At 66.0% G+C, this 17,041-nt stretch carries 21 protein-coding genes; 10 read left to right on the plus strand and 11 right to left on the minus strand.

Annotated elements, in window-relative coordinates:
* The first annotated feature begins 19 nt into the window (after positions 1-19).
* Positions 20-673, plus strand: coding sequence for a ferredoxin Fer (fer, locus tag C448_RS13920; protein WP_004055693.1), 654 nt, complete (start codon positions 20-22; stop codon positions 671-673).
* Positions 674-719: 46 nt separating this feature from the next.
* Here fer and C448_RS13925 read toward each other — a convergent pair whose 3' ends face one another.
* Positions 720-1,196 (minus strand): GNAT family N-acetyltransferase, encoded by a 477-nt coding sequence (locus C448_RS13925; protein WP_004055695.1) that lies wholly within the window; start codon positions 1,194-1,196, stop codon positions 720-722.
* 87 nt (positions 1,197-1,283) lie between these two features.
* On the opposite strand from C448_RS13925, the gene C448_RS13930 reads away from it, so the two are divergent.
* The 3 genes from C448_RS13930 to C448_RS13940 are packed head-to-tail and all read left to right on the plus strand — an operon-like array spanning position 1,284 to position 4,043.
* Positions 1,284-2,132, plus strand: coding sequence for a DUF502 domain-containing protein (locus C448_RS13930; RefSeq protein ID WP_004055696.1), 849 nt, complete (start codon positions 1,284-1,286; stop codon positions 2,130-2,132).
* Positions 2,129-2,539 carry an archease gene (locus C448_RS13935; protein WP_004055699.1) on the plus strand — a complete coding sequence of 137 codons (411 nt, stop codon included), beginning with the start codon at positions 2,129-2,131 and terminating at the stop codon, positions 2,537-2,539. The genes C448_RS13930 and C448_RS13935 overlap by 4 nt, the downstream gene beginning before the upstream one ends.
* Positions 2,540-2,585: 46 nt before the next feature.
* Positions 2,586-4,043, plus strand: a complete 1,458-nt coding sequence (locus tag C448_RS13940; RefSeq protein WP_004055701.1) for an RtcB family protein — start codon at positions 2,586-2,588, stop codon at positions 4,041-4,043.
* Here the strand turns inward: C448_RS13940 and C448_RS13945 are convergent.
* Genes C448_RS13945 through C448_RS13960 form a run of 4 tightly spaced genes read right to left on the minus strand, consistent with a single transcriptional unit; the run spans position 4,040 to position 7,206 of the window.
* A complete protein-coding gene (locus C448_RS13945; RefSeq protein WP_004055703.1) occupies positions 4,040-4,333 on the minus strand; it encodes a hypothetical protein in 294 nt (97 codons plus the stop codon). The genes C448_RS13940 and C448_RS13945 overlap by 4 nt on opposite strands.
* A 51-nt stretch (positions 4,334-4,384) precedes the next feature.
* Positions 4,385-4,792, minus strand: coding sequence for a YlbF family regulator (locus C448_RS13950; protein WP_004055706.1), 408 nt, complete (start codon positions 4,790-4,792; stop codon positions 4,385-4,387).
* Positions 4,793-4,831: 39 nt separating this feature from the next.
* The gene (locus C448_RS13955) at positions 4,832-5,491 is read right to left on the minus strand and encodes an alpha/beta hydrolase (RefSeq protein WP_004055709.1); all 660 of its coding nucleotides are present in this window, start codon (positions 5,489-5,491) and stop codon (positions 4,832-4,834) included.
* Between the two features lie 59 nt (positions 5,492-5,550).
* A complete protein-coding gene (locus C448_RS13960; RefSeq protein WP_049916359.1) occupies positions 5,551-7,206 on the minus strand; it encodes an NADH-quinone oxidoreductase subunit D in 1,656 nt (551 codons plus the stop codon).
* Between the two features lie 113 nt (positions 7,207-7,319).
* Between C448_RS13960 and C448_RS13965 the strand changes: the two genes are divergently transcribed.
* The 3 genes from C448_RS13965 to C448_RS13975 all read left to right on the plus strand — a co-directional run bounded on the left by C448_RS13965 (position 7,320) and on the right by C448_RS13975 (position 9,813).
* On the plus strand, positions 7,320-7,979 hold the full coding sequence (locus C448_RS13965; RefSeq protein ID WP_004055713.1) for a helix-turn-helix domain-containing protein: 660 nt from the start codon (positions 7,320-7,322) through the stop codon (positions 7,977-7,979).
* A 159-nt stretch (positions 7,980-8,138) separates the two neighbouring features.
* On the plus strand, positions 8,139-9,188 hold the full coding sequence (gene dph2 / locus C448_RS13970; RefSeq protein ID WP_004055715.1) for a diphthamide biosynthesis enzyme Dph2: 1,050 nt from the start codon (positions 8,139-8,141) through the stop codon (positions 9,186-9,188).
* Positions 9,189-9,258: 70 nt separating this feature from the next.
* Positions 9,259-9,813: a GNAT family N-acetyltransferase gene (locus C448_RS13975; RefSeq protein ID WP_004055717.1), complete on the plus strand. Its 555-nt coding sequence runs from the start codon at positions 9,259-9,261 to the stop codon at positions 9,811-9,813.
* A 215-nt stretch (positions 9,814-10,028) separates the two neighbouring features.
* On the opposite strand, the gene C448_RS13980 is transcribed toward C448_RS13975, so the two are convergent.
* The 4 genes from C448_RS13980 to C448_RS13995 all read right to left on the minus strand — a co-directional run bounded on the left by C448_RS13980 (position 10,029) and on the right by C448_RS13995 (position 13,378).
* Positions 10,029-10,865, minus strand: coding sequence for an aldo/keto reductase (locus tag C448_RS13980; protein ID WP_049916360.1), 837 nt, complete (start codon positions 10,863-10,865; stop codon positions 10,029-10,031).
* 113 nt (positions 10,866-10,978) lie between these two features.
* Complete coding sequence (locus C448_RS13985) at positions 10,979-11,695, minus strand: hypothetical protein (protein ID WP_004055721.1); 717 nt, start codon at positions 11,693-11,695, stop codon at positions 10,979-10,981.
* 177 nt (positions 11,696-11,872) lie between these two features.
* Complete coding sequence (locus C448_RS13990; RefSeq protein WP_004055723.1) at positions 11,873-12,970, minus strand: NADH:flavin oxidoreductase/NADH oxidase; 1,098 nt, start codon at positions 12,968-12,970, stop codon at positions 11,873-11,875.
* Between the two features lie 126 nt (positions 12,971-13,096).
* Positions 13,097-13,378: a DUF7550 family protein gene (locus C448_RS13995; RefSeq protein WP_004055726.1), complete on the minus strand. Its 282-nt coding sequence runs from the start codon at positions 13,376-13,378 to the stop codon at positions 13,097-13,099.
* Positions 13,379-13,466: 88 nt separating this feature from the next.
* On the opposite strand from C448_RS13995, the gene hisF reads away from it, so the two are divergent.
* On the plus strand, positions 13,467-14,282 hold the full coding sequence (hisF, locus tag C448_RS14000; protein WP_004055728.1) for an imidazole glycerol phosphate synthase subunit HisF: 816 nt from the start codon (positions 13,467-13,469) through the stop codon (positions 14,280-14,282).
* A gap of 17 nt (positions 14,283-14,299) precedes the next feature.
* Here hisF and C448_RS14005 read toward each other — a convergent pair whose 3' ends face one another.
* Positions 14,300-14,527: a DUF7860 family protein gene (locus C448_RS14005; RefSeq protein ID WP_004055729.1), complete on the minus strand. Its 228-nt coding sequence runs from the start codon at positions 14,525-14,527 to the stop codon at positions 14,300-14,302.
* 87 nt (positions 14,528-14,614) lie between these two features.
* On the opposite strand from C448_RS14005, the gene C448_RS14010 reads away from it, so the two are divergent.
* The gene (locus C448_RS14010) at positions 14,615-14,851 is read left to right on the plus strand and encodes a hypothetical protein (protein ID WP_004055731.1); all 237 of its coding nucleotides are present in this window, start codon (positions 14,615-14,617) and stop codon (positions 14,849-14,851) included.
* Positions 14,852-14,853: 2 nt separating this feature from the next.
* Here the strand turns inward: C448_RS14010 and C448_RS14015 are convergent, their stop codons facing one another.
* On the minus strand, positions 14,854-15,135 hold the full coding sequence (locus C448_RS14015) for a DNA-directed RNA polymerase subunit L (RefSeq protein ID WP_004055733.1): 282 nt from the start codon (positions 15,133-15,135) through the stop codon (positions 14,854-14,856).
* Positions 15,136-15,215: 80 nt separating this feature from the next.
* Here C448_RS14015 and C448_RS14020 point away from each other — a divergent pair, with 80 nt between their 5' ends.
* Positions 15,216-16,883 (plus strand): rhomboid family intramembrane serine protease, encoded by a 1,668-nt coding sequence (locus C448_RS14020; protein WP_004055749.1) that lies wholly within the window; start codon positions 15,216-15,218, stop codon positions 16,881-16,883.
* Positions 16,884-17,041: the final 158 nt, after the last annotated feature.

Here is a 17,041-nt window from a genome sequence, read left to right on the forward strand (position 1 = left end):
GGGGCACGGTATATCCGGTGTGGCGTCCCCGTTCGAGGTTTTGGACATCGACCCCGACGCGAGCGAGGCCGACCTCCGGAGAGCCTACCGCGAGCGCATCATCGAGGCCCATCCCGACCACGGGGGGTCGACCGCGGAGTTCCAGCGCGTCCGGGCGGCCTACGAGGCGGCCAAGGCCGGCCGCGAGCTCGAAGCGCCGCCCGAGCAAGAGGAGATCGAGGAGGAGCCCGAACCGGACGACGGCCCGGAGGGCGCACACGTCGAATATCTGAATTACGCCGTGCTCGACGATCACGGCTGGGACGTCGGCGACAGCGATCTCTTCGGGAAGGCGGGCGACGCGGATCTCGACCCGGTCAACCACGGCAAGTTCGTCGTCGAACCGGGCGAGTCGCTGCTCGAAGCCGCCGAGAACCGCGGGTTCGCGTGGCCCTACGCCTGTCGCGGCGGGGCATGCGCGAACTGTGCGGTCGCGGTCGTCGAAGGGGAGTTGGAGATGCCCGCCGACACGATCCTCCCACCGGAGATGAAGGCCCACGGAATTCGCCTCTCATGTAACGGCATCCCGCTCACCGACGAGATGAAGGTGATCTACAACATCAAACATCTCCCTGGGCTCGACGAGCTCAGGCTGCCGCCCAGACCGTTCGAGCAGGCCCACGCCAGCGATTGAGCGGGCGCTGTAGGGACAAGATTTTTCGACGGACTGGAGATGACAGTCAACCGCGGAAGAACGACGAGATGCGATCGGCGAGACCGCCGTCACCGAGTTTGAGGTAGTAGGCCGCGCCGCCGTCCTCGTAGTAGTGATCGATATGGCGCTGGACCTCGAAGCCGATGTGTTCGTAGAAGCCGACGGCGTCCTGATTGCTCGCGCGGGCGTGACAGCTCACGGAGCCGTGCTCGTCGGCGACGGTGGCGATGAGGCGCTCGCCGAACCCCTCGCCACGATGGGGCATGTCGACGGCCAGAAAGAGCACGTAGCCGTCGCGGCGGACGGCCGCGAAGCCGATGAGCTCCTCCTCGCCAGCGAAGACGAGATGGACGGTCGCTCGGCGGTAGGCGTCGGCGAAGAAGCCGCGGCGCTGTTTGAGCACCCCCTCCTCGCTGCGGATGCGCTCTTTCAGCTCCCACGCGGCGTCGAGATGCTCGTCATTGCCGGGCTCGACGACGCGATTCGTGACATCGATACTCACCGTCGGGCGTTACGTGTAGGGAACTATAACTCCACCGCCCGCAATCGAAGGCACAACGCTTTCGACGCGGCACCCGCTGACAGCGGTATGGCTTCGGCGTCGGACTCGCGAGAATCGTCGGGACTGCTATATCAGGTGCGTGAATGGCTGATCACGGGTGCCGCGCTCACGATCCCGTTTCTCATCACCGTGATGATACTCGGGTTCGTGCTCAACTTCCTCAGCAACGTACTCACGCCGGTCGTCGCCGCCGCGCGCGTGCTCGGCCTCGTCGGCCCGGTCGTCGGCTTCGCCCGCACGATCGGTCTCGGCCCCGAGTTCGGCTCCGTGTTCATCGAGTTCGGGACCGTGTTCGCGCTCGTGGCGATCGTGCTCGCCGTCGGCTTCGTCGCGCACGCGACCTCCTCGGACCGAAAGCTCTCGGCGTGGTTTCACACCGCGATGGAGGCGATCCCGGGCGTCGGCTCGGTCTACACCAGCTTTCGGCGCATGAGCGACGTCCTGCTCGAAAGCGACACCAGCAGTTTCCAGGACGTAAAGCTCGTCGAGTTCCCCAACGAAGGGACCTACTCCTTCGCGTTCGTCACCGCGAAACCGCCGGCGACCGTCGACGAGGCGGCGAGCCACGACGATCTCAGAACGCTGTTCATGCCGCTCGCGCCGAACCCCGTGATGGGTGGGTTCCTGATCCACGTCCCCGCGACAAAGGTCTACGACGTCGATCTCACCGTCGAGCAGGCCGTCAGCGCCATCGTCACGAGCGGCGTGGCGATCGGCGACACGGAGGGTGCGGCGAGCCTCTCGGCCGACGAGATGGCGGCGCTCGGCGAGTACGACGCCGAGCGGACGACCGTCGCGGAGGGGGTCGTCGGTGGGCCGGGCGAGCCCACCGAGCGGCCCGATGAAACCGACCGACCGGAACGGGGCGAGTCGTGAGCTTCGAACTCCGCGAGCACACCGCCGACGTGGCCGTCGCCGCCGACGGCAAGACGGTCGACGAGGCGTTCGGCGCGGTCGCCGACGGGCTGGCGGCGGCGATGTGCGAGGCGATCCCCGACGACGGCGACCGGTTCTCGTTCGCGGTGCAGGCCGAAAACCGCGAGGCGCTGCTCTACGAGTATCTCGCCGACTGCATCTACCAGCGCGACGTGCGCGGCGTGCTTCCCGTCGCGAACCGGGTGACGGTGGATCGGGCGGACGACGGGTGGCGGCTCGACGCAAGCGCACGGGGCGTCCCGCTCGGGGCGGTCGACGCGCGCGAGGTGAAGGCCGTGACGTACTCCGAAATGCGCATCGAACAGGATAGTGACGGCTGGAACGCCTACGTCGTCTTCGACGTCTGACCCGGGGAGACGAAACCTATTCCGGTAGTGCTCGAATACGATTCGTATGGACACGTACGACGCCGACGGGGTCACGCTCGAACGAGTCGAGGAGTACGTTTGGGAGATCCCACAGGAGGGGGAGATGAACGCGCCGGCGCGGGTGCTCGCCAGCGAGGAACTGCTCGATCAGATCGCCGACGACAAGACGCTCCAGCAGCTGAAGAACTCGACACAGCTCCCGGGCGTACAGAAGTACGCGATCTGCATGCCCGACGGTCATCAGGGGTATGGCTTCCCGGTGGGTGGCGTCGCCGGCATCGACGCCGAGGACGGCTGCATCTCGCCCGGAGCCGTGGGCTTCGACATCAACTGTGGCGTGCGAATGATGACGACGAACCTCACCTACGAGGACGTTCAGGGCCACGAGGAGGAGCTGGTCGAGTCGCTCTTTGCGAACATCCCTTCGGGACTCGGCGGCGGTGGCGTCGTCGAGTCGGGCGTCGAAACGGTCGAGGAGATCCTCGATCGGGGCGTCGAGTGGGCGCTCGACGAGGGCTACGCCGTCGAGGACGATCTCGCCCACTGTGAGGACGAGGGTCGCCGTCCGGACGCCGACCCCGACGCCGTCTCGCAGAAGTCAAAGGACAGGGGCAAAAACCAGATCGGCAGCCTGGGGTCGGGCAACCACTTCCTCGAAGTCCAGCGCGTGACCGACGTGTTCCGCGAGGGCGTGGCCGATTCCTACGGGCTCTCTGAGGATCAGATCGTCGTCCTCATCCACTGTGGCTCGCGCGGGCTCGGCCACCAGGTCTGTACCGAGTACACCCGCGAGGTCGAGCAGGCCCATCCGGAGCTTCTGGAGCAGCTGCCGGACAAGGAGCTCGCGGCCGCGCCCGCCGGGAGTCAGCTCGCCGAGGAGTACTACGGCGCGATGTGTGCGGCGATCAACTACGCGTGGGTCAACCGCCAGCTCATCATGCATCGCACGCGAAAGGTGTTCGAGCGGGTGTTCGACCGCTCGTGGGAGGAGATGGAGATGGACCTGCTCTACGACGTGGCCCACAACATCGCGAAGAAGGAGGCCCACGAGGTCGACGGCGAGGAGCGCGAACTCTACGTCCACCGCAAGGGCGCGACGCGGGCGTTTCCGGCCGGGCGCGAGGAAGTGCCGAGCGCCTATCGCGACGTCGGCCAGCCGGTCATCATCCCGGGGAGCATGGGCGCTGGCTCGTACGTCCTGCGCGGTGGCGAGAGTTCGATGGAAACCACCTTCGGCTCGACGGCCCACGGTGCCGGCCGGACGATGAGTCGCACGCAGGCCAAAGACGAGTTCTGGGGCGAGGACATCCAGGACGACCTCCGTGAGCAGAAAGTGTACGTGAAGGCCCAGAGCGGCGCGACGGTCGCCGAGGAGGCCCCCGGGGTCTACAAGGACGTCGACGAGGTCGTGCGCGTCTCCGACGAGCTGGGCATCGGCGATACCGTGGCCCGGACCTTCCCGGTCTGCAACATCAAGGGCTAGCGCAGGAAGTCGAACGAGACGTCCGCCGGCGTCGTGCGCGCCTCGACCGCACGACCCTCGTCGTAGTTGACGAAGTTCAGATAGAACAGCTCGCCACAGCCCTCGCCGTCGGTTTCGGCCGCACCACAGACGATCTCGACGCCGTCGGCGCTCTCGAATTTCTCGTGTGGAGCGGCGTACTCCCAGCCGTCGAGGGCGAAGGGCGTCACCGACTTGTCGGCGAGTTCGGCCGCGCGATCGAGCGTAACGAGCGCGTCGCAGCGCGGGCAGGTGTAGCGGACGGCGACCATACGGAAAACAGGTACTGGACGGCTATATACTGCCGGACGGCAGCCGGAAGACTAGTCGTTACAGCAGCCGCCGATGCGATCACCGAAGTCGATGTCGAGGTCGGCGGTGATCTCCTGATTGAGTCGTTCGAGGCGTGCATCGAGTTCGTCCTGTGCCTGCAGGAACTCGGCCATCTCGGGGACCTTGTGCAGCTCCTGCTGAGCGTTCTGGAGGGTTTCGAGGTCGTCCTGCGTGGCCTCGCCGGTCTGGCGAGCCTGGACGAACTGATCACGGAGGCGCTCGAACTCCTGGACCTTCTGCTGGGCCTCGGGGTTGCGCTCGACGGCGGCTTTCGTCTCGACGAACCGCTCGTACTCGGGCATGTCGGCGATGGCCGCACCGAGGTCGTCCGCGACCGTCTCCGGCTGGCTGCCCGTGGTGGCGTCGATCTCCGGCTCGACTTCCGATTCGGTGCTCATCGCCACAGGGTTGGGTCGTGAGCGTCTTCAACGTGGCGGTTAAGCGAGTCGATCCTCGACCCACGCTACCAGATCGGCGAGCTCGTCCGGGCCGATGCCGTGGGCGCTCTCGTAGCGGTTGAATTCGACATCGCAGCCCCACTCGCGGAGGCGATCCGCGGCGCGCTCGGCGCGTTCGGCCGGGATCATCCGATCAGCGGTGCCCGAGCCGACGAACACCGGCGTGTCGGCGATCCCCACCGGCTCGCCATCGGTGTGTGTTGCGGCCAGATAGCCGTGTGAACAGACGACCCACGCGAACCGCTCGGGCCCCTCACACAGCAGCGAGAGGCTGGTGATGGCTCCCTGGCTGAACCCCAGGAGACCGATGCGATCGCCGTCGAGGTCGTAGCGCTCGATCGCTGCCGCGATGCTCTCGTCGACGAGATCGAGACACCGATCGAAATCCTCGGGTTCGGGCTGGCTGCGCCCGATGTCGCCATCGGGAAGCTCCATCTCGAACCACGTGTAGCCCTGCATGAGCCGATCGGGCGCGCGCAGGCTGACGACGTGGAGTTCGTCGGGGAGACGCTTGGCGACCGGGAGGAGGTCCTGCTCGTCCGCGCCGCGGCCGTGGAGAACGAACACCGCCGGCGCGGGGCCGTCGGTCGGACTATCGGGTTCGACGTGGACGTGTTCGAGCGGGAGATCGGCGGGCATGGATCGGCGTAGACGCGCGGGCGGTTTCAATTACCCGTGTATCGGAACGGGACGTATGGTCAGCGGTCGACCTCGCCGAGAACGATATCGAGGCTCGCCAGGGAAGCGATCAGGTCCGGCACGTACTCGCCGACGGCCATCTCTTCCAGCGCGTGGAGGTTCGAGAAACACGGACTGCGGATCTTGAACCGGGCCGGCTTGTCCGTGCCGTCGCTCCGGATGTAGATGCCGAGTTCGCCCTTCGCGCCTTCGACAGCGCGATAGATCTCGGCACCTTCCTCGGGTCGCAGCGTCCGGGGGACGTTCGACTGGATCTCGCGGTCGTCCTCGGGCCAGTCTTCGAGCAGGTCGACACACTGGTCGACAATACGGGCGGACTGCTCTATCTCCTGGAGCCGACAGAGCACGCGTGCGTAGTTGTCGCCCTCCTCGGCGGTCACGACGTCCCAGTCAAGTTCGGGGTAGTAGCCGTAGGGATCGTCACGACGCAGATCGTAATCGACGCCCGAGGCACGGGCGACGGGGCCAGTGCACCCGTACTGTTTGGCCGTTTCGGCGTCGAGCACGCCGGTATCGACGCATCGAAGCTGGAAGATCTCGTTCGCCGTGAGCAGATCGTGATACTCGTCGAGTTTGTGGGGTAATCCGTCGAGGAAATCCTGGATTTTCTCGAAGAACGCCTCGCGTGGTTCAGGCAGATCCCACGCGACGCCACCGAGTCGGAGGTAGTTGAACATCAGCCGCTGGCCCGTCAGGTCTTCCAGAATTCCCTGAACGATCTCGCGGTCACGGAGGGCATACATGAACGTCGCGGTGAACTCGCCGTAGACGTCGAGTGCGAACGTCCCGATCGCGAGCATGTGGGCGAGGATTCGCGAGAGTTCGCCGCTCATCGTGCGAATGAGCTGTGCGTATTCGGGCACGTCGAGATCCGTGAGATCTTCAGCGGTGCGGGCGTACGCCCACTCGTTCAGGATCTGTCCGCCGAGGTAATCCCAGCGGTCGGGATAGGGCATGATCTCGTGGCAATAGGTCCCTTGCTGGCACAGCTGTTCCTCGCAGCGGTGGAGATAGCCCGGGTCCGGATCGACGGCGGCGACCTGCTCGCCGTCGAGCACCGTCTCGATGTGGAGCACGCCGTGGGTTGCCGGGTGGTGTGGGCCGATGTTCAGGAACATCGTATCCGAACCGGCGTCGTGTTGGTCGTTCTCCAACGGGTTGGCGTGCGCTTCGAGCGTGACGATCTGGGGTTTCTCCTGGTTGTACTCCAGTCCCATCGGATGACCCTGCCACGTCTCGGGTAGGAGGATCCGACGCAGATCCGGATGGTCCTCGTACTCGATACCCACCAGATCGTAGGCCTCGCGCTCGTGCCAGTCGGTCGTCCGATAGACCGGCTCCGCACTCTGGCTTACTGGATCGTCCCGCGGTGTCGGGACGATGACGCTCACTTCGGCGGTCGGATCAGCGTATTTCTTCAGGTGATAGATGCTCTCGAAGCGGTCCTCGTACTCCTGGGCGGTGACGTTCGAGCAGTGATCGAAGCCCGCCTCGTCGCGCAGCGCGAACAGGACATCCCGGACCTCGTCGGGACGGATGACGAATCCCGGTGCGTTGCGATGATCGTCGCGGGCGACGGTGTACGGGGAGAGCAGTTCCGCGAGCGGTTCGTCGAGGTGGTCGTTCCGCGGTTCGATGGATGACTGCGAACTCATGCTGTGGACTGTCGGCTTGCCGGCCGACGATACCGGAGGATCGATCGCCAGCATCGAGCGCGTTCTGCCTCGGTGGCGAGGCTAGTTTAAGTACCAGGACGACAACGTCCGTCATGAAATATCTGCGATTGCGCCTCGGCCAGAGCGAGGGGATCATCCATCCGATGCACGAGTTCGTCGCCAGCCACGAAAAATATGAGTCCTATCGCCTCCTCCAGTGGAACCCCGCCGTCGGCGAGACGAACACGATGATATTCTATGCCGAGGGACCGGCCGAACCCTACGCGGAGGCTCTCGCCGACGTCGCGACGATTCTGGAACACGAGGTAGTGCCGACCGACGGCGACGGATTCTACGTCTACGCGCGCGAACGACTCGATGCCGGCGCACGGCGGCTGACCGACGCCTTCACGCACGGCAGCATCGTCGTGATGCCACCGATCGACTACCGCCCCGACCGCACCATCGGCCTCACGGTCGTCGGGACGGCCACATCGCTCCAGCGCGCGCTTGACGAGGCCCCACCCGGTGTCGATGTCGATGTTCGACGCGTCGGCCAGTACGACGCGGGGCGGATGGACGCCGCGAGCGCCCTGAGCGAGCGCCAATCCGAGGCGCTGACGATCGCGATCGAACGCGGCTATTACGAGACACCACGGGAAGCCACGGTTGCCGACATCGCTCAGGAGTTGGACTGTGCGCCCGGGACGGCCGCCGAACATCTCCGGAAGGCCGAAGCCGCGCTCGTCCACCGTGTCGTCGGCGAGGGGTGAGTGGTTGTGGACGTGAACGGACCGATGGGAGCTGTGGACGGAGACGGTGTCGCCCCGTTCGTACGAAACGAGGTCGCAGCGGAGCCGTTCCCGCGTTGCGATCGGCTCGTCGCTCGGCAAAACGCCGGGACTAAACGGCAGGAGGCGATAAACCGGCCAATGAGCCACACGTCGGAGTCGAAATCGGGCGACCTCACCAAGACGGGGATGGCGCTCAAACACGACCGGGAGTGGGACTACGAGCTCGACAGGATCGTCGAGGCGGTCGACGAGCGCGACGCGAAGAAGGTCGGGTTGCAGTTCCCCGAGGGGCTGAAACGCCGCGGTCCGGCGGTCACGGACGACCTGCGCGAACGCCTGCCCGACGACGTGCGGGTACTCCTGTCGGGCCAACCCTGTTACGGCGCGTGCGACCTCGACACCTACATGATGCGCCGGACTGACGTCTTCGTCCACTTCGGCCACTCGCCGATGAAGGAGTCGGACAAGATCATCTACGTGCCGCTGTTCTCGAACGTCGACGTCGAGCCGATCCTGGAGGACTCCCTGAACGAACTCGCCGATCCCGACGAAAACCCCGACGTCGGCCTCGTGACGACCGCCCAGCACATGAACAAGTTCGAGGAAATGCGTACGTGGCTCGAAGAGCGGGATTTCGACGTTCACACTCGCCGCGGCGACGAGCGACTCACCCACGAGGGGCAGGTGCTTGGCTGTAACTACGCCTCGGCGGACATCGACGCCGATCAGGTGCTCTACGTCGGCGGCGGGAAGTTCCACCCGCTCGGGCTGGCGATGGAACACCCTGACAAGCGTGTCGTCATCGCCGATCCCGTCAACAACGCCGTCTCGATCGCCGACACCGAGAAGTTCCTCAAACAGCGCTACGGCGCTGTCCACCGCGCGATGGATGCACAAAAATGGGGCGTCATCTTCTGTACGAAGATCGGGCAAGGGCGCTACGACCAGGCCGAGAAGATCGTCGAGGAGAACGACAACGCCTACCTCATCACGATGGACGAGGTGACGCCCGATCGGCTCCGAAACTTCGACATGGACGCGTTCGTCAACACCGGCTGTCCGCGCATCACGACCGACGACGGCCCGCGATTCCACAAGCCGATGCTCACACCGGGCGAGTACGAGATCGCCGTCGGCAACGAGCCGCTCGATTCGCTCTCGTTCGACACCTTCCACGGCACCTGGTAGATGACGGAGTGCTGACGACGGAAACGGACTGAGTCGGAACGCATATCCTGGTTATCCGGGTTGTACGATCATGCCCGGCGCACGTATCGAGCGCGGCGAGCGCGTCACGCTCCGCACCGTCGAAGAGGAGGACGTCCCGTTCACGCAGCGCGCATCCGCCAACCCCGAAATTCGCTACCCACTCGGTTCCCGACTCGGGAACCAAGAGCAGGTCGAGGAATGGGGCTCCGAGAGCACGGATCGTTTTCTCGTCTGTCTCGACGACGATGCGGGCCCCGGCCAGCCCGACGAGGGCGCGGTGCGACGGGTCGGTGTCGTCTCGGTCGAGGACGCCGACTGGAAGCGCCCAGAGCTCGGCTACTGGCTCGTGCCGGAGGTCCACGGCGAAGGCTACGGAACGGAGGCAGTCGCGCTCGTCGTCGAGTACGTCTTCCGAAGCTACGGGACGCCCGCCATCGGTGCGGGTGCGTTCGACTTCAACGACGCTTCCCAGGGACTGCTCGAATCGCTCGGCTTCAGCGAGGAGGGTCGCCGGCGCAAATACATGTTCATCGACGGCGAGCACCACGACATGCTCCAGTACGGACTGTTGCGGGAGGAGTGGCTCGAACAGCGCGATTCGTGAACTCATTCAGTGAATACAATCGACAAACCCTCTCTATATTCGATCCGGGCAAGTAGCTTCTACCGACAAATCCTGACACAAATGAGGACCGCAAGCCACACCCTCCCCAGCCGATTCGCTCGCGCGTTCTCCGGCCTTCGGCCGAATTCATCGCGCGCCACCGCTACCGAAAATGGTTGGCTCAGAAAATCGAGTGTGATTGCTCGTTTTCCGGTTCAGCTCTCGATCGTCTCGATCTCCTCGTCGGTGAGATCGATATCGCTGGCGGCGATGTTTTCCTCGACGTGCTCGACGCTCGATGTGCCGGGGATCGGGAGCATCACGGGTGAGTGCTGGAGCAGCCACGCGAGCCCGACCTGGTAGGGTGTGGCACTGTGGTTGTCGGCCACCTCGTCGAGCCCGTCGAGGTCGCCCGAGCCGAGCGGTGCCCACGGGATGAAGCCGATGTCGTGCTCCTCGCAGTAGTCGAGGACTGCCTCGTGCTCGCGATCGCCGATGTTGTACTGGTTCTGGACGGTGGCGATCTCGACCACGTCGCGGGCCGTTTCGAGCTGCTCGACCGAGACATTCGAGACACCGACGTGGTTGACCTTCCCCTCGTCTTTGAGATCGGCGAAGGTCTCGACCGCCTCGGCGTAGTCCATGTCGGGGTCCGGGCGGTGATACTGATAGAGATCGATCGTGTCCACCTTGAGCCGATCGAGACTGCCCAGAATCGAGTTGCGGATGTAGCCCGGCTGGCCACAGCGCGGCCAGGAACCGTCGCGGTCGTCGCGCCAGAGCCCGCCTTTGGTCGCGACGAACACGTCCTCGTAGGGCGCGAGCGCCTCGCCGATCAAGCGCTCGGAGACCGCCGGTCCGTACGAGTCGGCGGTGTCGATGAAGTCCACGCCGAGTTCGGTCGCCCGGTGGAGGACTTCTTTCGCCTCCTCCTCGTCGTCCGGCGGGCCGATGATCTCCTCGCCAGTGAGTCGCATCGCGCCGTAGCCCAGTCGGTGAACGGTGTCCTCGCCGCCGATGTCGAACGTATCGCTTCGGTTTTCGGTTGCCATCGAGTGGAGAACGACCACCAGACGGGTGCCTCTTTCGGCCCCGGCAGTCGACCGTGCGTTTCCCGGATTCGAAAGGGACGAGGACGATCGAAAGGCGTTTCTCGATAGAGAGTTCAGCCGGACGAGGCGAGCTTTTCGGCTTGCTGCCGGGCGAACCCGATGAGTTCGGTCAGCCGTGCAGCGCGGGACGGCAGGCTAGCCGTGTTCTCGTCCGTCCGCTCTGCGAGCGGCGTATGACTCATGCGGAACACGTGATCGGCCACGACGACCTCGATGTCGGTCCGCGGCCCCGACCACCACGCGAACGCAGTCTCGCCGATCGTGGGACTCGCCGTCTCGATGTCGTCCCGCGAACGATATCGGCTGGGGAGGCTCCCGAGCGAACACGTTCCGCCGAGCGCGTCAAGCGTCCGGCCCTCGCATCGCCAGAGTCGTGTCCGAAGGGTCCGCGTGTACGACTGCGTGCCACGATACAACGCCGTTATCGTGCCGTTGTCCCGGACCCGAGGCGTTGAACCGCTGGCGTACCCCCAGCCCGTACCGAGTGCCGGCGCGAGCAACAGCCTGTTCGCGGGCGGCTCCGGCGTCGGAACCGACGTCGCTGTGGTCGTCGGTTGGACCGTCGGGCTGGCGATCGGTTCGTCGGCGGTTCGGCTGATCCCCGATCCCGGCGCAGTGCGTTCGGTGCGTGACTCGTCGGGTGCGTTTCCTGCTGGTTCCCGAGACGTCGGACCTGCGATCAGTTCCTCGGGGGCACTCGACGAACAACCTGCGACACCGACGATGCCAGCGATCGCGCCCAGCCCGCGAAGGTAGTCCCGTCTCCGCATCACTCGGGCCTATCTCGGGGCGATACGTGCCGACAGTCACCAGAAGTAGTTCCATCCATCGGCTGTACCGATCGTTCGAGACCAGTGGTTGTGAGACTGACGGTTCAATTCGAGGGGAATTCGACGTTCTGGCGCTGTCGCGCGTGCCGGTCGGGAGCTCGACGACGGTCGACCCGCTCAGAACCCGCGACGGTACTGGATGGGTGGCTCGGCGGCCTCGGGTCGATCGAGCTCGTGGGCGGCGTGCAGCGAGAAGTACGGATCGCGGAGGTGTTCGCGCCCGACGATGGCCATATCGGCCCGGCCGTTACGGACGAGTGCATCGGCTTGCTCCGGCGAAGAGATGCCCCCAACCGCGCCGACGGCGATCCCCGAGTCGCGCTCGCGGGTGATGCGGTCGGCGTAGGGAAGCTGGTAGCCCGGTCCTCGGTAGGGGATCTGCGGGTCGGGGTCGTTGCCGCCGGCGCTCACGTCGATGAGGTCAGCACCCGCCGCGGCGAGATCGTCGGCCAGTCGCACCGAATCGTCGACCGTCCAGGACTCGCGATCCGGCAGCCAGTCGGTCGCCGAGATCCGGACGAAGACGGGCTTGTCGTCGGGCCAGACCTCCCGCACCGCGGCGGTCACTTCGCGGACCAGCCGGCTCCGGCCCTCGTAGTCGCCGCCGTAGTCGTCCGTCCGGTGGTTGGTGACCGGCGAGAGGAACTCGTGGAGGAGGTAGCCGTGAGCGGCGTGGACCTCGGCGACGTCGAAGCCCGCCTCGTCGGCGCGCTCGGCGGCGGCTCTGAAGGAGTCGATGACGTCCTCGATGTCGTCTTGCTCCATCTTCGCGGTCGCCGTTTCGCCGTTCTCGTAGGGCCACGGCTGGTCGCTCGGCGCGATCGTCTCCCAGCCACCCTCGTCGGGCTGGAGCGGCTCGCCGCCGTCCCACGGCCGGGCTTTCGACGCCTTCCGACCGGCGTGGGCGAGCTGGATCGCGGGCACAGAGCCCTGAGATTTGACGAACTCAGCGATCGGCGCGAGCGCCTCGGTGTGTGCATCACTCCAGATGCCGAGGTCCTCCGGCGAGATGCGTCCACGGGCCTCGACGGCGGTCGCCTCGGTCATCACGACGCCGGCCCCGCCGGACGCCCGACTGCCGAGATGGACGAGATGCCAGTCGGTCGCCAGCCCGTCGCGATCCTCACAGGAATACTGACACATCGGCGAGACCATCACCCGGTTCGGGATCGTCGTCTCGCGCAGTTCGAGCGGTGCAAAGAGATCTGCTGTCATCGACCCTGCCTACTCACTCACCGGGAAAGACGGTGACGGAAACGGCCGCTCCGGCGTGAAAACGGACGAACACGAAGCGGGAACGAGCGGGTGATCGGACGGTTCGGTCGGTGCGGACGACCCGACTCAGCCGAGCGTGAGCACCAGCGGGATCGCGAACGTGACGACGAGTCCGACGACCGCCACGAGAGCACCGATACCGGCCTGTCGCCCCGTGAACTCGCTCATCGGCGACGTCTCGCGGGTGGCGACCGGTTCGACCGACCCGTGGGTTCCCTCGCCCGTGTCGTCGGGATGGCCCTCACGGTGCTCGCGATCGCCCTCGACCATCGTCTCGTCTTCAGTGTCGGTCGCCTGCTCTTGGCCGGATGCTGACTCGCGCGGCTCGGTCGGCGCGTCGTCGCTCATGGACGGCCCGACGGTCGGGGGCTACTAAAGCCTCCCTGTCGGGGGCGACCGGACGGTTTTTTTGCCCGGAGCGCAGTAGTCCGCGTGAATGGCGTTGACGAAGCGCGTTATCCCCTGTATCGACGTCGATCTCGACGACGACGGCGAGCCGGCGGTCTACACCGGCGTGAACTTCGAGAACCTCGAACACACCGGCGACCCCGTCGAGATGGCGCGTCGGTACAACGAGGCGGGTGCCGACGAGTTCGTCTTCCTGGACATCACCGCCTCCGCCGACGGCCGCGAGACGATGCTCGACGTCGTCTCGCGCGTGGCCGACGAGGTGTTCATTCCTCTGACTGTGGGCGGCGGCATCCGCACGCGCACGGACATCAGGGAGACCCTGCGGGCGGGCGCGGACAAGGTCTCGATCAACACGGGCGCGCTCGATCGACCGGCGCTCATCACGGAGGGTGCCGAGAGCTTCGGCAGCCAGTGTATCGTCATCTCGGTCGATGCGCGCCGTCGCTACGACGAGGAGGGAGAACACTTCTTTACTACTGATGGCGAATCCTGCTGGTTCGAGTGCACGGTGAAGGGCGGCCGCGAGGGCACTGGCATCGACGTGATCGAGTGGGCGCGCGAGGCCGAATCACGAGGTGCCGGCGAGCTGTTCGTCAACTCGATCGACGCCGACGGCACGAAGGAGGGCTACGACGTCCCGCTGACGCGCGCGGTCTGTGAGAGCGTCTCGACGCCGGTCATCGCCTCCTCGGGCTGTGGCGGCCCCGCCGACATGGAGGAGGTGTTCACCGCAGCGAACGCTGATGCGGCGCTCGCCGCTTCGATCTTCCACTTCGACGAATATTCGATTGAGGACGTGAAGGAATACCTCGACGAACACGGGGTTCCGGTGCGGCGCTGAGGGCAGTCGTCGGTAGCTTACTCGGTGAGCGGCAGGACGATCCCGAAGAACATCACCGAGAGGAAGGCGATGACGATGCCGGCGACTTCGCTGTCGGTGAACAGGGTCGCCTCCCAGCCGGGGAGCGGGCCGAACAGCGCCGGACCGGCGATCGAGCCCAGCGCGCCGAGAACGAACAGAGCGACGCCGAGCCCGAAGCCGTGTTTCGTGAGCCAACCGTAGTTGAGATCGCCGTAGCGGGCCATACCGCCGGTTCCCACCGAGTTCCCTCAAGGATTACGTTTCGTCGGCGAATCACAAGCGCTTTGACAGTCCACGGGTGAGCGGACGCCATGATCGAACCAGTTCTAGAGATAGCAGCGGAGTTCGGATCGGCCGCCGTGCGCGCCGTCGGGGCGACGTTCGCGGCCGTCGCCGGCGCGCTCGTCGAACTCAACGGTATCGAGACGCTCGGTGCGGGCGAGCAGACGATCGGGCTCTGGATGGCGGTGTTCGGCGGCGTGTTGCTCGTCGCGGGCTTCGTGCTCGCCCGCGAGGCTGTCGGCCTGTACAGACAGCCCGCGAACTGATCTCAGGCAGCGCTTTCGAAGGCCGTCCGGAACGCCGCCGTCATGTCGTTCACCCGTCCCGCGCCGTCTTCAAGCGCGTCGAGTGGGTCCGTCCCCTCTGTACGGATGGTGAGAATCGGTTCGGTCTGCCCACCGGACTGCTCCGGATTGACGTCGTAGGTGGCCGTCGTGACACCCTCGGTTTCGAGCAGTGCTCCCTTGAGCACGTTCATGAACGTGTGCCCCTCGTCGGCGACCTCGATCGAGAGCTCGTTCTCGTCGCTTTCGATGACCCGCAGTTCCATACACTACTGTTCGGTCTCGCGCGCTTGAACCTGACGACTGGCCGCGACAGAGTGAAACCCACGCATACCCACGATCGGCCATGAGTTCGCCGTGGCTGGCGCTCACCCGCATCGCCGTCGCCCTCGCGGTCGTCCTCTCGGCGCTCGTGGCATTGCGGATCGACACCCACGACCGGACCACGGCGCTGCGAGCGCGCTTTCTCGCCGGCATCCCCTGGGGAACGCTGCTCACGATGCTCGGCGTGCTCGCCGTCTATCTGTTCGTACAGGGCGGATTTCACCACTGGTACGGCCCGCTCGCGCTCCCCTTTCGCGCGTGGTCGTACGGCTCCCCGCTCGGCATCGCCCTCTCCTCGTTCGCCCACGTCGACCCGGGGCATCTGATCGGGAACCTGGTTGGAACGCTCGCGCTCGCCCCGCTGGCCGAATACGCCTGGGGCCACTATCCGGACGAACAGGGTCCGAAATCGCCGCTCGTGAGAAACCCGATCGCCCGCGTGCTTGCGATCCCGGTCGCGGCGCTGCTCGTCGGGCTGTTCGTCGCGCTGTTCGCGATCGGCCCGGTCATCGGCTTCTCGGGCGTACTGTTCGCCATCGCCGGGGTCGCGCTCATCCACTACCCGCTGGCGACGGTGATCGCGCTCGCGGCCAGCGACGCCGTCCGACAGGTTTACGCCGCCGTCCGGAACCCGGTCGTCCAGGCCAGCGCCGACCCGTCGTTCGGCGCGCCCTGGTGGGCGGGCATCGCCATCCAGGCCCACGCGATCGGGTTACTCGTCGGCGTACTCGCCGGGATCGTGCTCGTCCGGCGGCGCGAGACGGGACCCACGGCCGGCCGGCTCTGGCTCGGAACGGTACTGTTCGCCATCTCGCAGTCGCTGTGGGCGGTTTACTGGTTTCGCGGCAACGGCGGGTTCGTGCTCTATCGCGCGCTCGGCGTGGTGCTCGTCTTCGGGCTCGCCCTGCTGGTCGTTGCGGGCGTCGTCGCCACCGGGCGCGTCCCGTCCGCAGTCCCGCTCGTCGGCGGCACCGAGCGATGGGCCGGGGCGGCCGTGGTCGTGTTGCTCGCGCTCGCGGCGCTGTCGGCCCCCGCGATTCCAGTGAACCTCACGACCGTCGAATCGTCGACGGCACGGGCGGCCACCACACCCAACGCGGCACCCGCCAACACGACAGCCGAGCAGTCAGATGCGATCGCCGTCAGGGATTACACCGTGCGATACGCCGAGAACATCACCAACCGACAGGTCTCGGTCGTCGACGTCACGGCGTTCGGCGAGAGTACGACTGTCAACGCCAGCGGCGTCATCGTGACGAGCGAGCGCCGCCATCTCTGGACGACCGCCGTCCAGGCATCGCGGCTCGCGTTCACGGGACGAGCGACCGTCCGTATCGGCGGCCTTGGCTGGGACGAGCGGATACGGGTTTCGCGCAGCGGCTGGCAGGCGGGCGACGATCGTGCCTACAAGATCTGGCTCAATCGGAGCAACCAAACTCGGGTCGGCTACCGCTCCGCGCCGGCGACCGCCGACGCGACGATCCGGGGGAAGAACGTCTCGATCGTTCCCCGACGGAAGGGGTTCGGACTCGTTGTCTCGCGGGCCAACGAGACGCTCGGACGCGCGCCACTCCCGAACAACGGCACGACGCGCGCCGCGAACCTCACCTTCAGCCGCGAGGGACGGACGCTGTTCGCCGCGACCGGCGAGACGCGCGTTCCGATCGCCGAACGCGAGCGCTATCGATGAGCGGTGTCGTGGAGCCATACGACCGATCCCCGCCGGCGAACAGCCCTGATTCAGACTGTCGCGGTTAAAGGAGCCGTCCTCTGCAGGCGACCGATCCAACCAGCTAGGTGTTGTGTGCTATCTATAGTCATGGAGGACGGACACGGATGATACGATCG

Origin of the sequence: Halococcus morrhuae DSM 1307 (genome assembly GCF_000336695.1) — an archaeon.
Taxonomy (GTDB): Archaea; Halobacteriota; Halobacteria; order Halobacteriales; family Halococcaceae; genus Halococcus; species Halococcus morrhuae.